General features: G+C 41.7%; 19 protein-coding genes. 4 read left to right on the top strand and 15 right to left on the bottom strand.

From position 1 onward, the window contains the following. The first annotated feature begins 532 nt into the window (after positions 1-532). A complete protein-coding gene (locus QNM18_RS18295) occupies positions 533-1,006 on the top strand; it encodes an RNA recognition motif domain-containing protein (protein WP_211013070.1) in 474 nt (157 codons plus the stop codon). On the opposite strand, the gene murI is transcribed toward QNM18_RS18295, so the two are convergent. Both murI and QNM18_RS18305 read right to left on the bottom strand, forming a co-directional pair. Then, entirely contained in the window at positions 990-1,811 is an 822-nt protein-coding gene (gene murI, locus QNM18_RS18300; protein WP_211013069.1) for a glutamate racemase, read from the bottom strand. The two genes, QNM18_RS18295 and murI, sit on opposite strands and share 17 nt — an antisense overlap. 76 nt (positions 1,812-1,887) lie before the next feature. After that, positions 1,888-2,991, bottom strand: a complete 1,104-nt coding sequence (locus tag QNM18_RS18305; protein ID WP_284138079.1) for a DUF5610 domain-containing protein — start codon at positions 2,989-2,991, stop codon at positions 1,888-1,890. A gap of 161 nt (positions 2,992-3,152) precedes the next feature. Here QNM18_RS18305 and trmA point away from each other — a divergent pair, with 161 nt between their 5' ends. Continuing rightward, positions 3,153-4,250 carry a tRNA (uridine(54)-C5)-methyltransferase TrmA gene (trmA, locus tag QNM18_RS18310; RefSeq protein WP_211013067.1) on the top strand — a complete coding sequence of 366 codons (1,098 nt, stop codon included), beginning with the start codon at positions 3,153-3,155 and terminating at the stop codon, positions 4,248-4,250. Between the two features lie 63 nt (positions 4,251-4,313). Here the strand turns inward: trmA and QNM18_RS18315 are convergent, their stop codons facing one another. The 4 genes from QNM18_RS18315 to ccoG all read right to left on the bottom strand — a co-directional run bounded on the left by QNM18_RS18315 (position 4,314) and on the right by ccoG (position 8,152). After that, positions 4,314-4,946, bottom strand: coding sequence for a thiol:disulfide interchange protein DsbA/DsbL (locus tag QNM18_RS18315; protein WP_023400641.1), 633 nt, complete (start codon positions 4,944-4,946; stop codon positions 4,314-4,316). Positions 4,947-4,961: 15 nt separating this feature from the next. Then, a complete protein-coding gene (locus tag QNM18_RS18320) occupies positions 4,962-5,585 on the bottom strand; it encodes a thiol:disulfide interchange protein DsbA/DsbL (RefSeq protein WP_211013066.1) in 624 nt (207 codons plus the stop codon). Between the two features lie 19 nt (positions 5,586-5,604). Then, entirely contained in the window at positions 5,605-6,579 is a 975-nt protein-coding gene (locus tag QNM18_RS18325) for a serine/threonine protein kinase (protein ID WP_284138080.1), read from the bottom strand. Positions 6,580-6,730: 151 nt separating this feature from the next. After that, positions 6,731-8,152 carry a cytochrome c oxidase accessory protein CcoG gene (gene ccoG, locus QNM18_RS18330; RefSeq protein WP_284138081.1) on the bottom strand — a complete coding sequence of 474 codons (1,422 nt, stop codon included), beginning with the start codon at positions 8,150-8,152 and terminating at the stop codon, positions 6,731-6,733. A 216-nt stretch (positions 8,153-8,368) separates the two neighbouring features. Between ccoG and QNM18_RS18335 the strand changes: the two genes are divergently transcribed. Next, on the top strand, positions 8,369-8,725 hold the full coding sequence (locus QNM18_RS18335; protein ID WP_284138082.1) for a hypothetical protein: 357 nt from the start codon (positions 8,369-8,371) through the stop codon (positions 8,723-8,725). After that, positions 8,725-8,931: a hypothetical protein gene (locus tag QNM18_RS18340; protein ID WP_247687552.1), complete on the top strand. Its 207-nt coding sequence runs from the start codon at positions 8,725-8,727 to the stop codon at positions 8,929-8,931. The genes QNM18_RS18335 and QNM18_RS18340 overlap by 1 nt, the downstream gene beginning before the upstream one ends. A gap of 31 nt (positions 8,932-8,962) precedes the next feature. Here QNM18_RS18340 and QNM18_RS18345 read toward each other — a convergent pair whose 3' ends face one another. The 9 genes from QNM18_RS18345 to gspG are packed head-to-tail and all read right to left on the bottom strand — an operon-like array spanning position 8,963 to position 15,101. Further along, positions 8,963-9,538: a UPF0149 family protein gene (locus QNM18_RS18345; protein ID WP_284138083.1), complete on the bottom strand. Its 576-nt coding sequence runs from the start codon at positions 9,536-9,538 to the stop codon at positions 8,963-8,965. A gap of 3 nt (positions 9,539-9,541) precedes the next feature. Next, positions 9,542-10,300: a type II secretion system protein N gene (locus QNM18_RS18350; RefSeq protein WP_284138084.1), complete on the bottom strand. Its 759-nt coding sequence runs from the start codon at positions 10,298-10,300 to the stop codon at positions 9,542-9,544. 2 nt (positions 10,301-10,302) lie between these two features. Beyond that, a complete protein-coding gene (locus tag QNM18_RS18355) occupies positions 10,303-10,779 on the bottom strand; it encodes a type II secretion system protein M (protein ID WP_284138085.1) in 477 nt (158 codons plus the stop codon). Continuing rightward, a complete protein-coding gene (gspL, locus tag QNM18_RS18360) occupies positions 10,776-11,984 on the bottom strand; it encodes a type II secretion system protein GspL (protein ID WP_211013059.1) in 1,209 nt (402 codons plus the stop codon). Before gspL ends, QNM18_RS18355 begins: the two co-directional genes overlap by 4 nt. Further along, a complete protein-coding gene (gspK, locus tag QNM18_RS18365) occupies positions 11,981-12,961 on the bottom strand; it encodes a type II secretion system minor pseudopilin GspK (RefSeq protein ID WP_211013058.1) in 981 nt (326 codons plus the stop codon). The genes gspL and gspK overlap by 4 nt, the downstream gene beginning before the upstream one ends. Continuing rightward, positions 12,958-13,695: a type II secretion system minor pseudopilin GspJ gene (gspJ, locus tag QNM18_RS18370; protein ID WP_211013076.1), complete on the bottom strand. Its 738-nt coding sequence runs from the start codon at positions 13,693-13,695 to the stop codon at positions 12,958-12,960. Before gspJ ends, gspK begins: the two co-directional genes overlap by 4 nt. Then, a complete protein-coding gene (gene gspI, locus QNM18_RS18375) occupies positions 13,695-14,081 on the bottom strand; it encodes a type II secretion system minor pseudopilin GspI (protein WP_284138086.1) in 387 nt (128 codons plus the stop codon). Before gspI ends, gspJ begins: the two co-directional genes overlap by 1 nt. Continuing rightward, entirely contained in the window at positions 14,074-14,676 is a 603-nt protein-coding gene (locus QNM18_RS18380; protein ID WP_247687551.1) for a prepilin-type N-terminal cleavage/methylation domain-containing protein, read from the bottom strand. Before QNM18_RS18380 ends, gspI begins: the two co-directional genes overlap by 8 nt. Beyond that, positions 14,676-15,101, bottom strand: a complete 426-nt coding sequence (gspG, locus tag QNM18_RS18385; protein ID WP_063359140.1) for a type II secretion system major pseudopilin GspG — start codon at positions 15,099-15,101, stop codon at positions 14,676-14,678. The genes QNM18_RS18380 and gspG overlap by 1 nt, the downstream gene beginning before the upstream one ends. Between the last annotated feature and the right edge of the window lie 24 nt (positions 15,102-15,125).

A 15,125-nucleotide genomic window follows, 5' to 3' on the forward strand; every position in this document is an offset into this window, starting at 1 on the left:
GACTATATAGTCACTCATAAGAAATTGAGACTCTAATTCTTTTGCTCCTGAATCAAGAGCTGTTAGAACTCAATCTGTACGAGTGCCCACACAGATGATTGCTTCATATTTTTAAAGAACAATGTAACTAACCTTTGGTTAGTTACCGCAGCGTTGCTGCGAAGTGGAGCGCCATATTAACCGCTTCACTTTTAAAGTCAACTAGAAAATTTAATTTTTCTTAATTAAGCTTTCCATTTAACTTTCACCTTCACTTTGCTTCTTGCTTTTCAGCGTGTTGTTCCGTGTCAGTGGGTGCGCATTATAGGGGGATTTTTAAAACGCGCAAGCGTTTTTTTATTAAACTTTTAAAAAAACATTCAAACGCTCAAAATCCAAACAAAACCACACCTTAAGGCGCCTAAAGCTCAATAAATCGGCATAATTTTACACAACATCTATATTTTATTATTGCGATGTTTAATTAAGTCGTTAAGATAGCAACCTTTCTTTGTTAAATTAATGTGTATTCACTGTTTATTGGTAGATCGTTATGAATTCTTCAGGTCGTAAAACACTCGTTACTATTTTTATACTCGCAATTCTTGGGTATGCGATAGTGACGTTTTTATTCGCAAATAACCAAATCGACTCCGCGATTTTATTTGCACTTGGTATTGTGGTAGGTGGTCTGGTAGCACTAACAATTAATAAAACAACTATTGCGCAGCCGGACAATAGCAACACAATTCCAACTAAAACGCTTTATGTAGGTAATTTACCCTATAGAGCAAATGAACAAGCAGTTAGAGAGCTTTTTGAAGAAAAAGGGCAAGTTTTCTCTGTTCGTTTATTAAAAGATAAAAATACTGGGAAAAGAAGAGGCTTTGGTTTTGTTGAAATGTCTGAAAGCGATGCAAACAAGGCAATTAAAGAACTCAATGAAATGGAATTTCAACAGCGTACTTTAAAAGTCCGCGAAGCAAAGCAAAAGCAAGAAGAATCGGAGCCTAATTCTCTAGCTTAATTAACTGCAGCTTTGAAAACTGTGCGGCGCCATTTGTGTGTGTCGCGTACCAATGCGTCATGTCAATTTGAGGTGGCGCTATCTCTTCTGCTTCAACAGCTGTTTGGCTACTTACGCTACTTACCATCGAGAATCTACTTGTTTGCATTAATAGATACTCTACCCGCTTTGCAATTGCGTAACCTGAATCCACCAATTCAACTTCATTATGCAAAAGCTCTTTCAGTGCCTCTTTAATGATTGGGAAATGAGTACAACCTAAGACGAGTCTATCGAGGCAAGGATTTACTTTTAAGCGTTTCAGTTCCTCTTTCAACCGCTCATAGGGTAATTCTCTATGCCAGTAATAAGACTCAGCAATATTGACCAATTCTGTCGAATGGTAAATATCTACTCTACATTCTTGTGCAAAATTTGAAATCAAATTAGCTGTGTATGCATTTTTAGAAGTCGCGGGCGTTGCAAGGAGCCCAATGTGTTTATTGACGCTACTATGAGCTGCAGGCTTAATGGCAGGCACCACACCAACGATTGGGATTTCAGTGTGCTTTCTGGCAGTCTCTAACGCGTAGGTAGAAGCTGTATTACACGCAATAACAATAATATCAACGTTCAGGTCATTTTGGTGTATCCAAAACAACAGTGATTTTAACCTATTGGTAATTGTTTCTTGTGACTGGAGTCCGTAGGGTAAAAGCGCATTATCCATTACATAGCTGTATCGTGCCTCAGGAAGCCTTTGCTGAAGCTCTGATAAAACACTTGTCCCACCAATTCCTGAATCAAAAACTAATATATGCGGCAAACTTCAATCCCCCAAAAAACGAGGACTGAAGTTTGCCATGCTATACACATAAAATAAACTGCGCCGCGCAAGCTATCTAGCTATTTTGCGTTTCAGCTTTATTATTTAACGCTCCAAAATAGGATTGTGCATAATCTAAAAACTGATTGAGCCTTTGCTGCCCTTCATTCATCCAGGCCATAATATCTGGCAATTGTGCTTGTATTCCCAAAGACTCCGCATCGGCGTTAATTCCTTCGAGCCTCTTATCAAGTGGTGCAAACGCCTGCTCCAACTCTTTCATTGGGTTACTTTGTTGATACTGTGCAATAGCCGCTGATGTTTTACTCTGCCTTAAATCCATCGTGAAATTTGATATTTGTTCACTGTTAAGACTTAACCCTTGAGCAAGTTCAAACGCTTCATCATATTCACCCGCAAAAAACGAATCACTGACATCTCGAATATCTTCCATCATCGCATTAATGGCTTCTTGTTCTTTTTCATTAAGCTCACCATTGACACTTATAGAGAAGCTCACTTCTTGAGATTGACTCTCCCCATAGGCAAAACCGACATTGTTTCCATCCCGCTCGTAGCTAGCTGCACGTGACTGGCTATAAGCATCGCTAAATGAAATAACTACTTCATCGCCTTCTGCGGTAGTAAATGCGTACTCAGCTTTATTAGATAAACTCGCAAATTGAGCCGCACTCACTGACAAATGTTGAGGGCTTGGATCAAATAGCTCTTTTTCAAATTCATCCAAGCCTTTAAAGATGCCCTCTTTGGACTTTTCAATTCCCTCTGTGATGTCATCATTCAATAAACCAGATTCGGTTAATTCATCGGTCGCTTCATCAATCCCCATTTGCACCCCTTTGCGGGCTTGCTCAAACATACCTTTTAATGTGTCATCATCTTTGCCATCAGCTTTTGCTTTGTTAATTGCACCTTGCACAAAGCCAAGGACATTTTTGACAATCTCTTCGAAATCAAAGAGCGGTTTTTCTTGCTCTTCTTTTTTTTCAATGCCAAGCGCTTGCGCCAACTTATCATCGAGCACTTTCGCTGCGACCTGAGACTTATTACCTTGATAAACATCGGAGTTTATTGAGATATTAGGAATGGTCGGTTTAGCTTTCGCAGCATTGTGCTGCATCGCTGGGTTTAACAGCTGATTCAACTGTCCGATCTTCATGATTGCTCTCCGCTATACCCTATCAGTTAATTATCGGCCATATACGCCAAAGCTAAAGCTATTTTGTTCAATAAAAGTGCAATTTTAATGGTAAGCACTGGACAAATGTTCCTCGCCACCTAAAATAGCGCCTCCTTGCAATACATAAAGGTAATCTCAGCATGGCCGTGATCAATATTGATACTTCTTTGTATAGCCAACAGCTATCAGAAAAAAAACAGCGCATCAGCACGCAATTTGCACGCTTTAACGCACCTGAATTAGAGGTTTATGACTCTGAAAAAAGTCACTACAGGCAACGCTGTGAATTTCGAGTATGGCACGATGGTGAAGACTTGTATCACATAATGTTTGATCAACAAAGCAAAGAGAAAATACGCGTTGACCAATTTGATCCTGGTGCTCCATTGGTCAATGAGCTTATGCAAGTGATGATGAATAAATTACGTCACAATGAAATTCTGAGACGTAAGCTATTTCAAATCGACTACCTCTCAACACTCAGTGGTGAGATATTAGTTAGTTTGCTTTACCACAAAAAGTTGGATGATGACTGGCAACAAGCGATGACTGCGCTTAGAGCTGAGCTACAAGAAACATATAAAATTGATTTTATTGGCCGCGCGCGAAAGCAAAAAGTCGTTTTTGGTGATGACTTTGTGACTGAAAGGCTCAATGTAGATGGTAAAGAGTATATTTACCAACAGGTAGAAAATAGCTTTACACAGCCTAACGCCAAAGTGAATGAAAAAATGTTGTCATGGGCAAAATCCATCGCGGTCCCACTATCAAATGATTTGCTGGAGCTCTATTGCGGTAATGGTAACTTTTCTATCGCCTTAGCTGAGCACTTCGACCGCGTTCTTGCAACTGAAATATCAAAATCATCAGTCCATTCTGCACAGTACAATATTGCAGCGAACCAAGTCGGTAACCTCGATATTATTCGCATGTCGAGTGAAGAGTTTACTGACGCAATGCAAGGCAAACGCACCTTTTCTCGACTCAACGGAATAGATTTACAATCCTACAACTGTCAGACAATTTTAGTTGATCCACCTCGTGCAGGCATGGATGAACTAACCTGTCGCTTAGTGAGTAACTACGACAATATTATCTACATTTCTTGCAACCCAGATACACTGGAGCGGGACCTCGAGATATTAACTGAGACGCATACTATCTCGCGAATAGCTATATTTGATCAGTTCCCTTATACGCACCATGTCGAATCAGGTGTATTTTTAACTCGTAAGTAAGTCACTTTGCCCTAGAACAAAAAACCCCGCACATGCGGGGTTTTTTGTATGCCAAACGTTTTGTTATTTACTCGCCAAGTAGTTAATTAGTTTAGCGATATCATCCGGGCTTGTAATACCAGAACTTCTACCTAATACCAGTTTATATTTACCATTAACGATAAATGTAGGTACACTTGATAAAGCACCTTTATCTTGAAGTTGTTTTTGCTGTCTCGCCATTTTTGAGGCTTTAGTACGTACAGAAAAACTCTTGTACATCTTGTCAAATTTCGCGCCATCTACACCTTGAGCAACAAACACATCTTTAATGTCTGCAAGCTCATTAAACTTTCCACGCTTAGTATGAATGTGACTAAAAATTGCCGATACAATTTGTTTTTTCTGAGGTAATACCTCTGCTGTCGCCAATGCTGTAGCAATCATTTTTTGATGTTCAGGATCACGGACACCAACAAAGTCAACGTGGCTTTTTTTGAACTTAACACCAGAGTCTAACTTAGGCTTAAATTGATCTATTAGGCCTTCAAAGTTATTACATGCTGGGCAATAAAATGAAAAGTACTCCGTCACTTCTGGCTTTTTAGTGCCACGCTCAGCAATCACTTCATAGTGTTTACCTGCTTCAAAAGTCATTGCGTTGGCCGCCAATGGCAACATAAGTGCCAACAAGGCAGCTTTAATTGATTTCAACATGATATTCTCCGACAATTATTTTTCTAGTAAGTGTTTAACTAATTCGTTGAACTCGGCTTGGCTTCTTAATGAATGCGTTATAACACGATATTTATCGTTAACAATAAAAGTAGGTACGCCTTTCAATGCACCAGCTTCGCTGAATCTCTTTTGCTCATCTTGCATTGCTTTCTCTGCAGAGATAACAGGCATACTTGCCAATGCAGAGTCGAACTTCTCAGCTGATACGCCGTGCGCTTCTAATAATTTCTGAACGTCTTTCATGCTTGCAAAACGACCATTTTGCTCATGTATGGTCTTAAAGATTTGTTCAACTACCTGAGAATCAACACCAAACTGCTTCGCAATGATGTAGCCATAGCTTAAAAATGACTGTGCTTCAGGCGGAATACCCCCCATAAAGTTCACGTGGATTTTTTCGAATGGCACAGTTATGGGCAAGCTCGCTTGTAAAGCGCGCGCTGGTCCCTCAAATTTATAACAATGAGGACAATAAAAAGAAAAGAACTCAATTACTCTGGGCGTTTTGCTCTTTTCTAAAGTCAGTGTTTCATAGTGCACACTTTCTTTGAATTCAGCAGCGAATGCAGCAAGTGGCATGCATAGCGCCAATAATGCCACTTTAATAGATTTTAACATGTACTTTCTCTCTTAAATTTTATGGATAAACTGTTAGTGCCGGCTCATCTAGCGCGGCCAATTGTTCTTTTAGTGCCAAGATCTGCTGTTCCCAATATTTGTCTGTCGCAAACCAAGAAAAGTTCCTTGGAAAGGCAGGATCTTGCCAACGTTTTGCCAACCACCCCATATAATGGATCATACGCATTGCTCTTAACGGTTCAATCAGCTGTAACTGAGCCATATCTAAATCACTAAACTCTTCATAACCACCTAGCAAAGTGTCTAGTTGCAATACTTGATTTTGGCGATCGCCATTTAACATCATCCAGAGATCTTGAATAGCGGGTCCCTGACGGCAGTCATCTAAATCTACGATCATCAATTGTTCTTGAGACCACAGAATATTGCCAGCATGGCAGTCTCCATGCAATCTGATCGTATCATTAACTACAAATTTTTCTTCCGTTTTTTTAACAACTTGCTCTAGCACGGTCGAAAAAGCCAATTGCAGCGAATGCGGCAGACATTCACTGTTTAAAATGTCTTGGCTTGCCTGTGTCAAATAACTATCGGTATTTATACTTGGACGATGGGTGAAATCGTATTGTTTTGCGACACTGTGCAAGCGTCCAATGTAACGGCCAAGTACTTCGAGCTGATCCAAACTATCCATTTCAAATTGTCGCCCCCCCACACTAGGAAATAAAGCAAATCGATAGCCTTGATGTTCAAACAAACTTTCACCATCTCGTGTGATAGGGCTAACCACCGGCACTTCTGAATCAGCCAACTCAAATGAAAACGCATGCTCTTCTTTTATTTGCTCATCAGACCAACGGTTTGGCCTATAAAATTTAGCCACATAACGCTTAGCATCGTCGCTGCGAAACTGATAAACACGATTTTCGTAACTGTTCAGAGGGAGTAGCCCCGACTCAGGATAAATACCAATACTCTCTATTGCATCCAAAATTAAATCTGGCGTGAGGTTTTGATAACTAAAGTCACTCATTGCTGCTGTCCATTTATAAAGTAAAAAGTTCTGGTATTGGCAAATAAAGCCTGTGGGTCACAGCGCACTAGGATAAAGCGAAGTATGATAGGAAGCAAAATATATTATGGCCTCAGGGACACACTAAGTGTGAAGCCCTGAAGCCACCGGCTCAACGGCCTTTAAAAAAGTTTGTTGGTTGGGATATTTGTGACTGAGAGAGTCCATCGCTTGACAGCACAAAATGGAACTCTGTGACTGGCTTATTTAAGTCGAAGGGGTCCATGACAACAGATACAGGCACATCTAAAGTAGAGCCAGCTGCAACTGTAACCGCTTGCTTTCCTAATAATTCGAAATGAGACAATCCACTTACAGAGATCGAAAACGTTTGCGAAGTTTGTGCTTTGTTGATCAATTTAAGTGTATAGGTGTTTTCAACCATGCCGTCAAAGTTAACCCGGTATAGCTGATTTCTATCCCGAATAATATCCAATTCAAAAGTTTTTCGCATCGCGATATTCATTGCAAGCGCACCTGTCAACACCAGTAAAATAAGTACATAGCCAATGAGTTTTGTGCGCACTGGCTTAGTCACTTTTTTTGCATGTTCCAAGTTGCGCTCAGTGGTATATGAGATGAGACCTTTGGCGTAATTCATCTTGTCCATTACACCATCACAAGCATCGATACAGGCACCACAGTTAATACACTCATACTGCAGACCATTTCGTATATCTATGCCTGTGGGGCAGACCTGAACACAGAGCTTGCAATCTATACAGTCACCTAGACCAAGCTCTTTCGGATCTTGTTTCCGACCTCTCGGTCCTCGCACTTCGCCACGCTTGTTGTCATAACTGACCGTAAAGGTGTCTTTATCAAACATCGCCGATTGAAAACGCGAATAAGGGCAAATATGTAAACACATGATCTCCCTCATCCAACCCGCATTACCATATGTACAAACGGCAAATACGACCACACTCAAAGTGGCATAGCCACTTGCAGAAAGCATCATTAAGTCCGGTAATAAGGTTCTGATCGGCGTAAAATAGCCAACAAACGTGACAGCCGTATACAGTGAAAAAGCGCCCCAGAAAAAATGTTTAGCACCTTTCCTAAGAAACTTATCAAAATCCATTGGCCGTTGATCTAACTTTTTACGCTGGTTTGCGGAACCCTCACATTTTTCTTCGAACCAGATAAAAATAAAGGTCCAAACTGTTTGCGGGCAAGTGTAACCACACCACACTCGACCATAAAAGGTCGTTACTAAAAATAGGGCAAATGCAGCAATCATCAAAATGAATGCCAAAATAGTCAAATCTTGTGGCCATAACGTCAAACCAAAAATATTGAACTTCTGTTCAAATAGGTCAAACAACACGGCTTGCTGTCCATTAAAATTGATCCAAGGAAGAAGCATAAAGGCTAGCATCCCTAAAAAGCCAATTTTCTGGCGTAATAGTTGATGCATGCCTTTAACAGCTCGGACATAAATTCGATTTCGAGGGTTAAATCGATCAGGTTGAAGGTTTTCTGGCGTGTGGACCTCAACGGGAATATTTTTAATTTTGATCTTATTGTCCATACAAGCTCCTTAAGCGCCTTGGACAGGTTACTTGCTACAGTGACCTTACTTTTACTAAGGATATTATATGCAACAGCTCGCTTTTCGCGTAGCCATAAATCGCACGACGGTGACAAAAACTACGAATAATTCCTGAGTAATTCGCTTGCTTTTGATTCTTGCATTTTATTACACTGTGACTTTGATTGAGTCGAATAGATCAAATTAGCGAGCTTTATGAAAAAATATCTGTTACTTGTACTGATTGTATTAGCACTATTCACCATTGATCACCCTTTGATCAAAGAGCCCAGAGATAAATTGCTAAAGCAAGGTGTAGATACCCTTGGAGAGACCAGCGAAACACAATATAGTCTTGCAGCGAAGCAAGCTAGGCAGCATATTGCCAGCGAGATTGAATTAACTGAATCTGAAGCAGCATACCTGCTGACAGCACTCGCTACAAACGAAAAAGTAAAAGTCTTTCATGTGCGTTATTGTCAAGAGCATGAACTGAACTTGTACTTTTACGGACCTAAATTAAAAACGATATGTGACGCAGCTAAAAAGGCTATAAATAAAGCGGAATTCTAATGATAGATATAGCACAATTTAATAAGCTAAGAGCACGCTCTTTTAATGAACAGCGAGCCTTGCTCAAAAAATTATCAAAAGGGCAAACTGTATTGTGCCAAACATGTGGTGACACCATTAGTTTAAATATTGCAGTTAAAGAGGGTGAGAAAGCTGTCGCACAATGTGCCAAAGGGTGCACACATATCGAGCTAGATGTAGCTTAAGCATTCCTGCTTAAGCTACTAACACTTCATTTTACTCGTCGTATAAGCCACTATTTACAGCAACTTGCTCTATTAGCTCAGCGTAAGCGGGGGCTATTTCAGCAGCGAGTTGGTATTGTTGCTCCACAAATACGTTGATGTCAGCTTCTATCGATTGACAGTAAGCTTCTACTTGCTCATTTCCTAGACTAAAAAAGCCTAACAACTCAGTACTGGTTACCAACGCCTGTTGCAACTCCTCTGAGAGCTGCTCACAGTGACTCAATTTATTCAAATACCCTTGGCAGCCATGCAAAAAGCCAACGCTCCATTGTTGTTTATCCTGCCACGACGATGACAAGTTGAATGGCAGTGAAAAGCCCTGTGTAAAGACCTGTTCACTAATTTGATGGTGCAGGGCCAATAATGCAAACACCACGTCTTCGGAAATATGCTCATCCGCAGCGGTTACTTCACTTAACCACAATTCTGGTTCAACACCATCAGGGCTACAAATAATGGCAAACAAAAAACCTTCAAGCGCACGTAAGTTAAGCGCCTCTGGGCGCTGCTCCAAATATTGAGAGAGCAACGCTTCATGTGCAGGCTGGTAATTAAAATCCATCATCAATTACATACTCACCGGATATCGACCTTCAGCATCCGGACGACCTAAATACTTAACCGCCTCATGAATTTCTTTAGGTAGTGAAGCGTCAGGTTTTACGTTTCCTGCAACTTTAAATTGCATATTCTCTGCAAGTGTCGCATCTGCGCGAAGCCCAAGTAGGTTTTCAGGCTCTACAACAATAGCGATGTCGCCTGATTTACAGCTTAATAAACCGCTTAAATCTCCAATGCTAAACCAACCTGACATACCTTTGACTTGAATTTCAGGACTGCTGATATCGCCTTTGAGGTTTTCGCAATAAGGCTGACCACTGTTAAACTCTTCAAGCTCTAATATGATGCGACCTTTAGCATCAACAGGAAGGGGTAGATTAACTTGATGCATTGCTTGCTCTACGCTAAACCTTAAGGTTGTTTGACTCAACTCAATATCATTGCCAAACAATGATACTCCAAATGTACTGCGACCAGATATTTCAGATGCTTGGCGCGGGTTGCCAAAGTTCAACTTCCCCTGAAGCTGACCCGTCAATATACCCCAGCCATTGAGCTGCCACTTCACATCGTTAAACTGTAAATTCTGATATCTAACACCACTAATTTGGCCTTGCCATAGCGTGCCTGTCACCGCCCCTAAACGCACATTATTTGGGATATGTGATTGCACTAATTGTAAAGCAACAGGTGCCGGAATGCTTACGACCGTAAAAACAATAAACGCTAATAAGAAAGCCAATACTACACTAACTGCATTTTTCATATTTAATTCTCTAACACCAATCGACTAACACGCACATAGCCTTGTTGTGGCTCCTCACCTAAATCAAGATTGGCAACTTTTACACCGTGTTGGTTCGTAAGTACATCCAGCCAGCTGACCAATTTGTTAAACTCGACGTTGTCGATATTAATTCTTAGCGTATTGTCTCTAGGCTGCATTTTACTTATCTGAATGCCATGTCTGCCTCGAGTACGGTTCACTAACTGAGTTAAATTCTGATTACTTGATGTGGCACGGTTCGCGCCACTGGCTTTTAATTGTGCAACACTTTTTGAAACCCATGCATGAAAGTTTTCCTGCTTTTGCAGATCGGCTTGCGCTTTTTCGACTCCGGCATTGAGAGGCTTTATCACGCCCATCACCAGCACAAAAACAACAAACACCACACCCGCTACAATGAGTAACTTTTGCTCCTGCTCTTTAAGCGATTGCCAATAATTAATCACTTGCTGCTTCATGCTGCACCTCTAATTCTTATTTCACCAATGACATAATCGCCGTCATTGTTCAGAGCACCTTGTTGTACTTCAATGCCTCTCTGCTCGAGAATAGACTTCACTTGGCTGAATATCTGAAATCCTTTCGCTTTTGCTCGGATCCTAAGCTCATTGCGTTTACGGTCGTAACGGAAAGTCTCTGGGCTAAAATCATCCACTTGCGAATAAATCGATACAAAGTGGTTAGTCAACTCTAAAAAGCCGCCTTGCTCGCCACCACTGAGCGCATCAAGTTCACCTTGAATTTGTTTTCGTAACAGATGAGGCCTAACCACTTTATTTGGAAATGCTTGTTTGTATACGCTCATAGCTTGGGTTTTATACATGTCCGCTTCGCTTTGCAGCATAAACAATTGTGCAGATTTAACTGACACAAATGCCAACAAAGCAACACTTGCCGCAATCACACCAGACTTCCAATCACGCCACCATTGAGGCTGTTTTTTCTTCGCGGCAAATGGGCCCTGACGTAAGTTTATTGGTAGCGCGTTTAAGCCCTGTGCACAAATCGCTAAAGGTAAATCATATTCAGCTTCTTTGGCGCTTAAACTCTTGGTCGTCGCTAAACTATCAGCGGGGCTATAGTGTACAACTTCTGACTCGGGTGAGAGCATTAAGTAATCATTCACCCAATCAAGTTCTACCGCACCGATATGCCAATGGGCACCTTTAAACAACCATTGCTGCTGCAATTGAATCGCGCTCAGCGCACCCTCTTCAGGTGTTGGTAACAATAACGCATCTGGGACTATCACCGTTGGTTCAATATCAAAATCACCAAATACAGACATCCAGCTTTGCAGCCACCCTAAATCACACAAAGCGATGTTGATATAGTGCTGCTCTTCAATTGTAGCCGGCTCACCGAGTGCGATGAACACCTCATCGATATCACTGGCGACCTGTTCTTCTAGCATAAAGGGTAGCGCCCTTTCCAACTTGCGATTCCACTTTGTTGGTAAGGCAACTTGTTTAAGTTGCACACTTGATGCTGGTAGCAGCAATGCAACACTGCGACCCGACGCTTTTTCCGTTAACTCTCCAAGTAACCCACTGTGCTCCAACTCACCACTGGCAATGATCTGTGAATCTGAATCAGACCATATTAACCAACTGACAGGTTCCTGTTGTGACTGGCCGACACGGACCAATAATTTTTCTGTCACTGAACGCCTCCAAACTTGCGTGCTAATACAGTTGCTCGACCATCTTTTATTTCGAGTATTGAGGTCATTTTAAACAACCGCTCATCAAATGATGCCTTGGCACGCAACTTAAAATAATTGCTTGTTATTGTGAAAATTTTCTCAGCTTTTTTAGTATCCTGAGCACCTTGATTTTTTGCTTCGGTAAAGAAATCTTGCAAGTTATCAAATCCTTCTTCCGGGCGCGCGGCAATCACAGCCTCAGCCCCTGATAAGCTCAACCCATCAAGTAATGCACTTAATAATAAAGCTTGCTCAGGCAGTACCGTGTTTACATTGATGGCTAAATCTGTACTGCCTGGGATAACACACACATAAGGCAACAACTTTTCCATTACCAATGGGTTGAAGCCTTTAATTACTCTTAATTCGCTTTCTGACGCCATTAAATTATTGGCAGTCATGTAGGGCATCTGGCGAGACATATACTCATCTTCTTCAGCACCTGAACGGTACGTAATACTGTCTTCGTCTAACCAGTCATAGACACTGTCTGCCATTGCCTCTTCACTTTCTTGAGCTGGCAGATCTTCAATGTTTTTCAAAAGCTCTAAAAGTGCTTTGTGCGCTGGGTTTGTATCATTGCTCTTGGCATTTTGCTCTTTTGGTGCTCTCAGCGCATTTAAGTTTAAACACGCCTGTAAATCAGTTATTTTTCCGCTTAATGTGCCGTGATCTACCGGGTATGGAACTTCGTCAATTGCCCACGGCTGACCTAAATGTACTTTATCTGGATCATCTTTGCGGCTTTCTAAAAGCACTTTTTTTACCAATTCTTCTGTGCCGTAGCTATACCATTTAGCTTGCTGATGAGTTTGAATATTCGCGGCCTTTTGCACTTGCACCATCAAAGAAGACGACATCTCAGCTGCAAGGCTCGCGGCCAGTGCAACAATAAACAATACGATGATCAGTGCAGCGCCTTGCTGTTTTCTCATGGCCTGCCTCCTCGCTGGTTATTATTATTGCCGCCAGCATTATTATCTCGATTTTGGTTATCATCGAGCCCATTGGAGATATTGCTACCGTCGCCCCTAGCCGCTTTTGCTTGTGTAACTTTGCCATCTCCTGGGGTTAGAAATATACGTCGCAAGGGCTCTGAATCTTGTCTTTGAATGGTAACGGCGACTGCTAGTGGCAGCGCTTTTAACTGCCAATTATCCTGCCATTTATGTTTGTCGTCTAAAAACTCAAATTTAAGTTCTTCAACGTTTTCTAATAGCACCTGAGCGCGTGGCTCAGCTCCATCTAACTCGTCAATATATACGCGATAAATTCGTTCAAGGTTATCATCTTTTACGCGGTAGCCCACAGCTTGCAGTTCAGAGCGTGGTAATAAACTCACCGGGTTCGTCCAGCCATCGCGTACAAACGCAATCCCATCATATTGGCTTTCCAATGAGTAACGGCCGTGAACAACGTAAGTAGGGCTAAAGTCCCCCGCTTCGTTACGTACTTCCCGTTTGGTCATTTGATTGAAGTCTTGGTCCATCAAGCGAAAGGTGGTTTGCAACCCTTCAAGCTCAGCAATCGTTTCATCCGATGCTTCTTTGGCCATGATAGAAGTATCCAAAATCTGGTGAGAAGCTGTCACGATAAACGCCAAGATTACCAGTGCAACCATGACTTCAATGAGGGTGAAACCAGATTGTGTGCGCTTAATTGACAACATCACTTTTTGCCCTTATGCATAAAAGTGGTTAAGTCATAGACAGAGTTTTCTCGCCTCTCATCTTCAAACACTTCTATTGTCAATTTAACAAACTCAGCATCCGCGGTTTTTTCGACTTTTTGGCTCCAATACCACGTATGTCCTGCAAACTCTTCGTCGCCATTGTCTGAATTTTTGCCATTCCATTTGCCACCACTGGCTTTTGCTCGCGCCATTACCATCTGGTTTTCAGCAACCCAAGCCGCATAGGTTTGCTGCTCAATAGTGCTCATATGATTAATGTGGGCACCTGTCGCTTGCAATGCTGCAATACCAGCAACTGCGCAGATCCCCATCGCGACCATCACTTCCAGTAAGGTGAACCCCGATTGCTTTGACTTAATCATATTCAGGCTCCCGTCGCAGTTTTACCGGTGCCATAAACTCACCTTCAATGTAATAAACAGGTTCAGGCTCCTGCGCCAACTCAAGCGTGACTTGAAACGCACTCACTTCTCCAGATGATAAAATCAGTACTTGCGGGATTTTTTTCTTTTGAAGTTCCAACAAATTATCATCTTCGCCGGTCCCCATGATCTCCTGCCAATTGGATTGCTCTAGTAAATTATCCTGCGCCCAAGATAAATCCTCTAACACCAATTCAACCTTATACTCTTCACCATATTCGATAGGCTTATAAAGCTCTTCGGCTTCGAAAGTAGTCCACTGCTCACCGTCGAAGACCAAGAACTCTAGTGTCCGCTTGTCCAAATGAAGACCCAACTCAACCTGATTCAAAACGGCAAACTCCGAAGCCATATTGACTATGCCATGCAGTTTTAAGGCTTCTTTCTCCAGCAGGTCTTCGTCACTTTCTCCCACAGTGAAAGTCACGAGCTGAATAGAGAAGCCAATTATCAAGATAACCACCAAGATCTCAAGTAGACTAAATCCACGAGACCTTGTTGGCATTTGAGTTGAGTAATTCATAGGTTGAGACATTAGCGGTCTTCTTCATCTCTCCAGTTACCGATATCATCTTCGGTACCCACTTCACCATCCGGGCCCATTGAGAAAATATCGATTTTACCGATTTCACCTGGGCTCACTAGTTGATAAGGGTTATCCCATGGATCTAACGGAAGCTCATTTAAAAAACCACCGTCAGGAAAACGCTTTGGTACTGGATCTATGGTCGTTTTCTCAACTAATGCTTCTAAGCCCTGTTCAGTAGTTGGGTAGCGCTTATTTTGTAACTTGTAGATTTTCATCGCACTTTCAATTTGCGTGATATCAAGATTCGCTTTGTCAATTGCAGCTTGTTCTTGGTTACCCATGATATTTGGTGCCACGATTGACATGATCATACCGATGATAACCAGTACGACCATTACTTCTAGTAATGAAAAACCTGACTGTTTCTTCACAATTTATACCTCTATGCTGTTGCA

The organism is Pseudoalteromonas obscura (assembly GCF_030135505.1).
GTDB lineage: Bacteria > Pseudomonadota > Gammaproteobacteria > Enterobacterales > Alteromonadaceae > Pseudoalteromonas > Pseudoalteromonas obscura.

Coding starts and splice junctions, on each gene's coding strand:
- QNM18_RS18315 (WP_023400641.1), bottom strand. CDS start 4,946: ATGTTGAAATCAATTAAAGCTGCCTTGTTGGCACTTATGTTGCCATTG.
- QNM18_RS18325 (WP_284138080.1), bottom strand. CDS start 6,579: ATGAGTGACTTTAGTTATCAAAACCTCACGCCAGATTTAATTTTGGAT.
- QNM18_RS18380 (WP_247687551.1), bottom strand. CDS start 14,676: ATGTCTCAACCTATGAATTACTCAACTCAAATGCCAACAAGGTCTCGT.
- QNM18_RS18345 (WP_284138083.1), bottom strand. CDS start 9,538: ATGATGGATTTTAATTACCAGCCTGCACATGAAGCGTTGCTCTCTCAA.
- QNM18_RS18335 (WP_284138082.1), top strand. CDS start 8,369: ATGAAAAAATATCTGTTACTTGTACTGATTGTATTAGCACTATTCACC.
- gspJ (WP_211013076.1), bottom strand. CDS start 13,695: ATGTTGTCAATTAAGCGCACACAATCTGGTTTCACCCTCATTGAAGTC.
- trmA (WP_211013067.1), top strand. CDS start 3,153: ATGGCCGTGATCAATATTGATACTTCTTTGTATAGCCAACAGCTATCA.
- gspK (WP_211013058.1), bottom strand. CDS start 12,961: ATGAGAAAACAGCAAGGCGCTGCACTGATCATCGTATTGTTTATTGTT.
- QNM18_RS18305 (WP_284138079.1), bottom strand. CDS start 2,991: ATGAAGATCGGACAGTTGAATCAGCTGTTAAACCCAGCGATGCAGCAC.
- gspI (WP_284138086.1), bottom strand. CDS start 14,081: ATGATTAAGTCAAAGCAATCGGGGTTCACCTTACTGGAAGTGATGGTC.
- QNM18_RS18355 (WP_284138085.1), bottom strand. CDS start 10,779: ATGAAGCAGCAAGTGATTAATTATTGGCAATCGCTTAAAGAGCAGGAG.
- QNM18_RS18320 (WP_211013066.1), bottom strand. CDS start 5,585: ATGTTAAAATCTATTAAAGTGGCATTATTGGCGCTATGCATGCCACTT.
- QNM18_RS18295 (WP_211013070.1), top strand. CDS start 533: ATGAATTCTTCAGGTCGTAAAACACTCGTTACTATTTTTATACTCGCA.
- QNM18_RS18350 (WP_284138084.1), bottom strand. CDS start 10,300: ATGAAAAATGCAGTTAGTGTAGTATTGGCTTTCTTATTAGCGTTTATT.
- QNM18_RS18340 (WP_247687552.1), top strand. CDS start 8,725: ATGATAGATATAGCACAATTTAATAAGCTAAGAGCACGCTCTTTTAAT.
- ccoG (WP_284138081.1), bottom strand. CDS start 8,152: ATGGACAATAAGATCAAAATTAAAAATATTCCCGTTGAGGTCCACACG.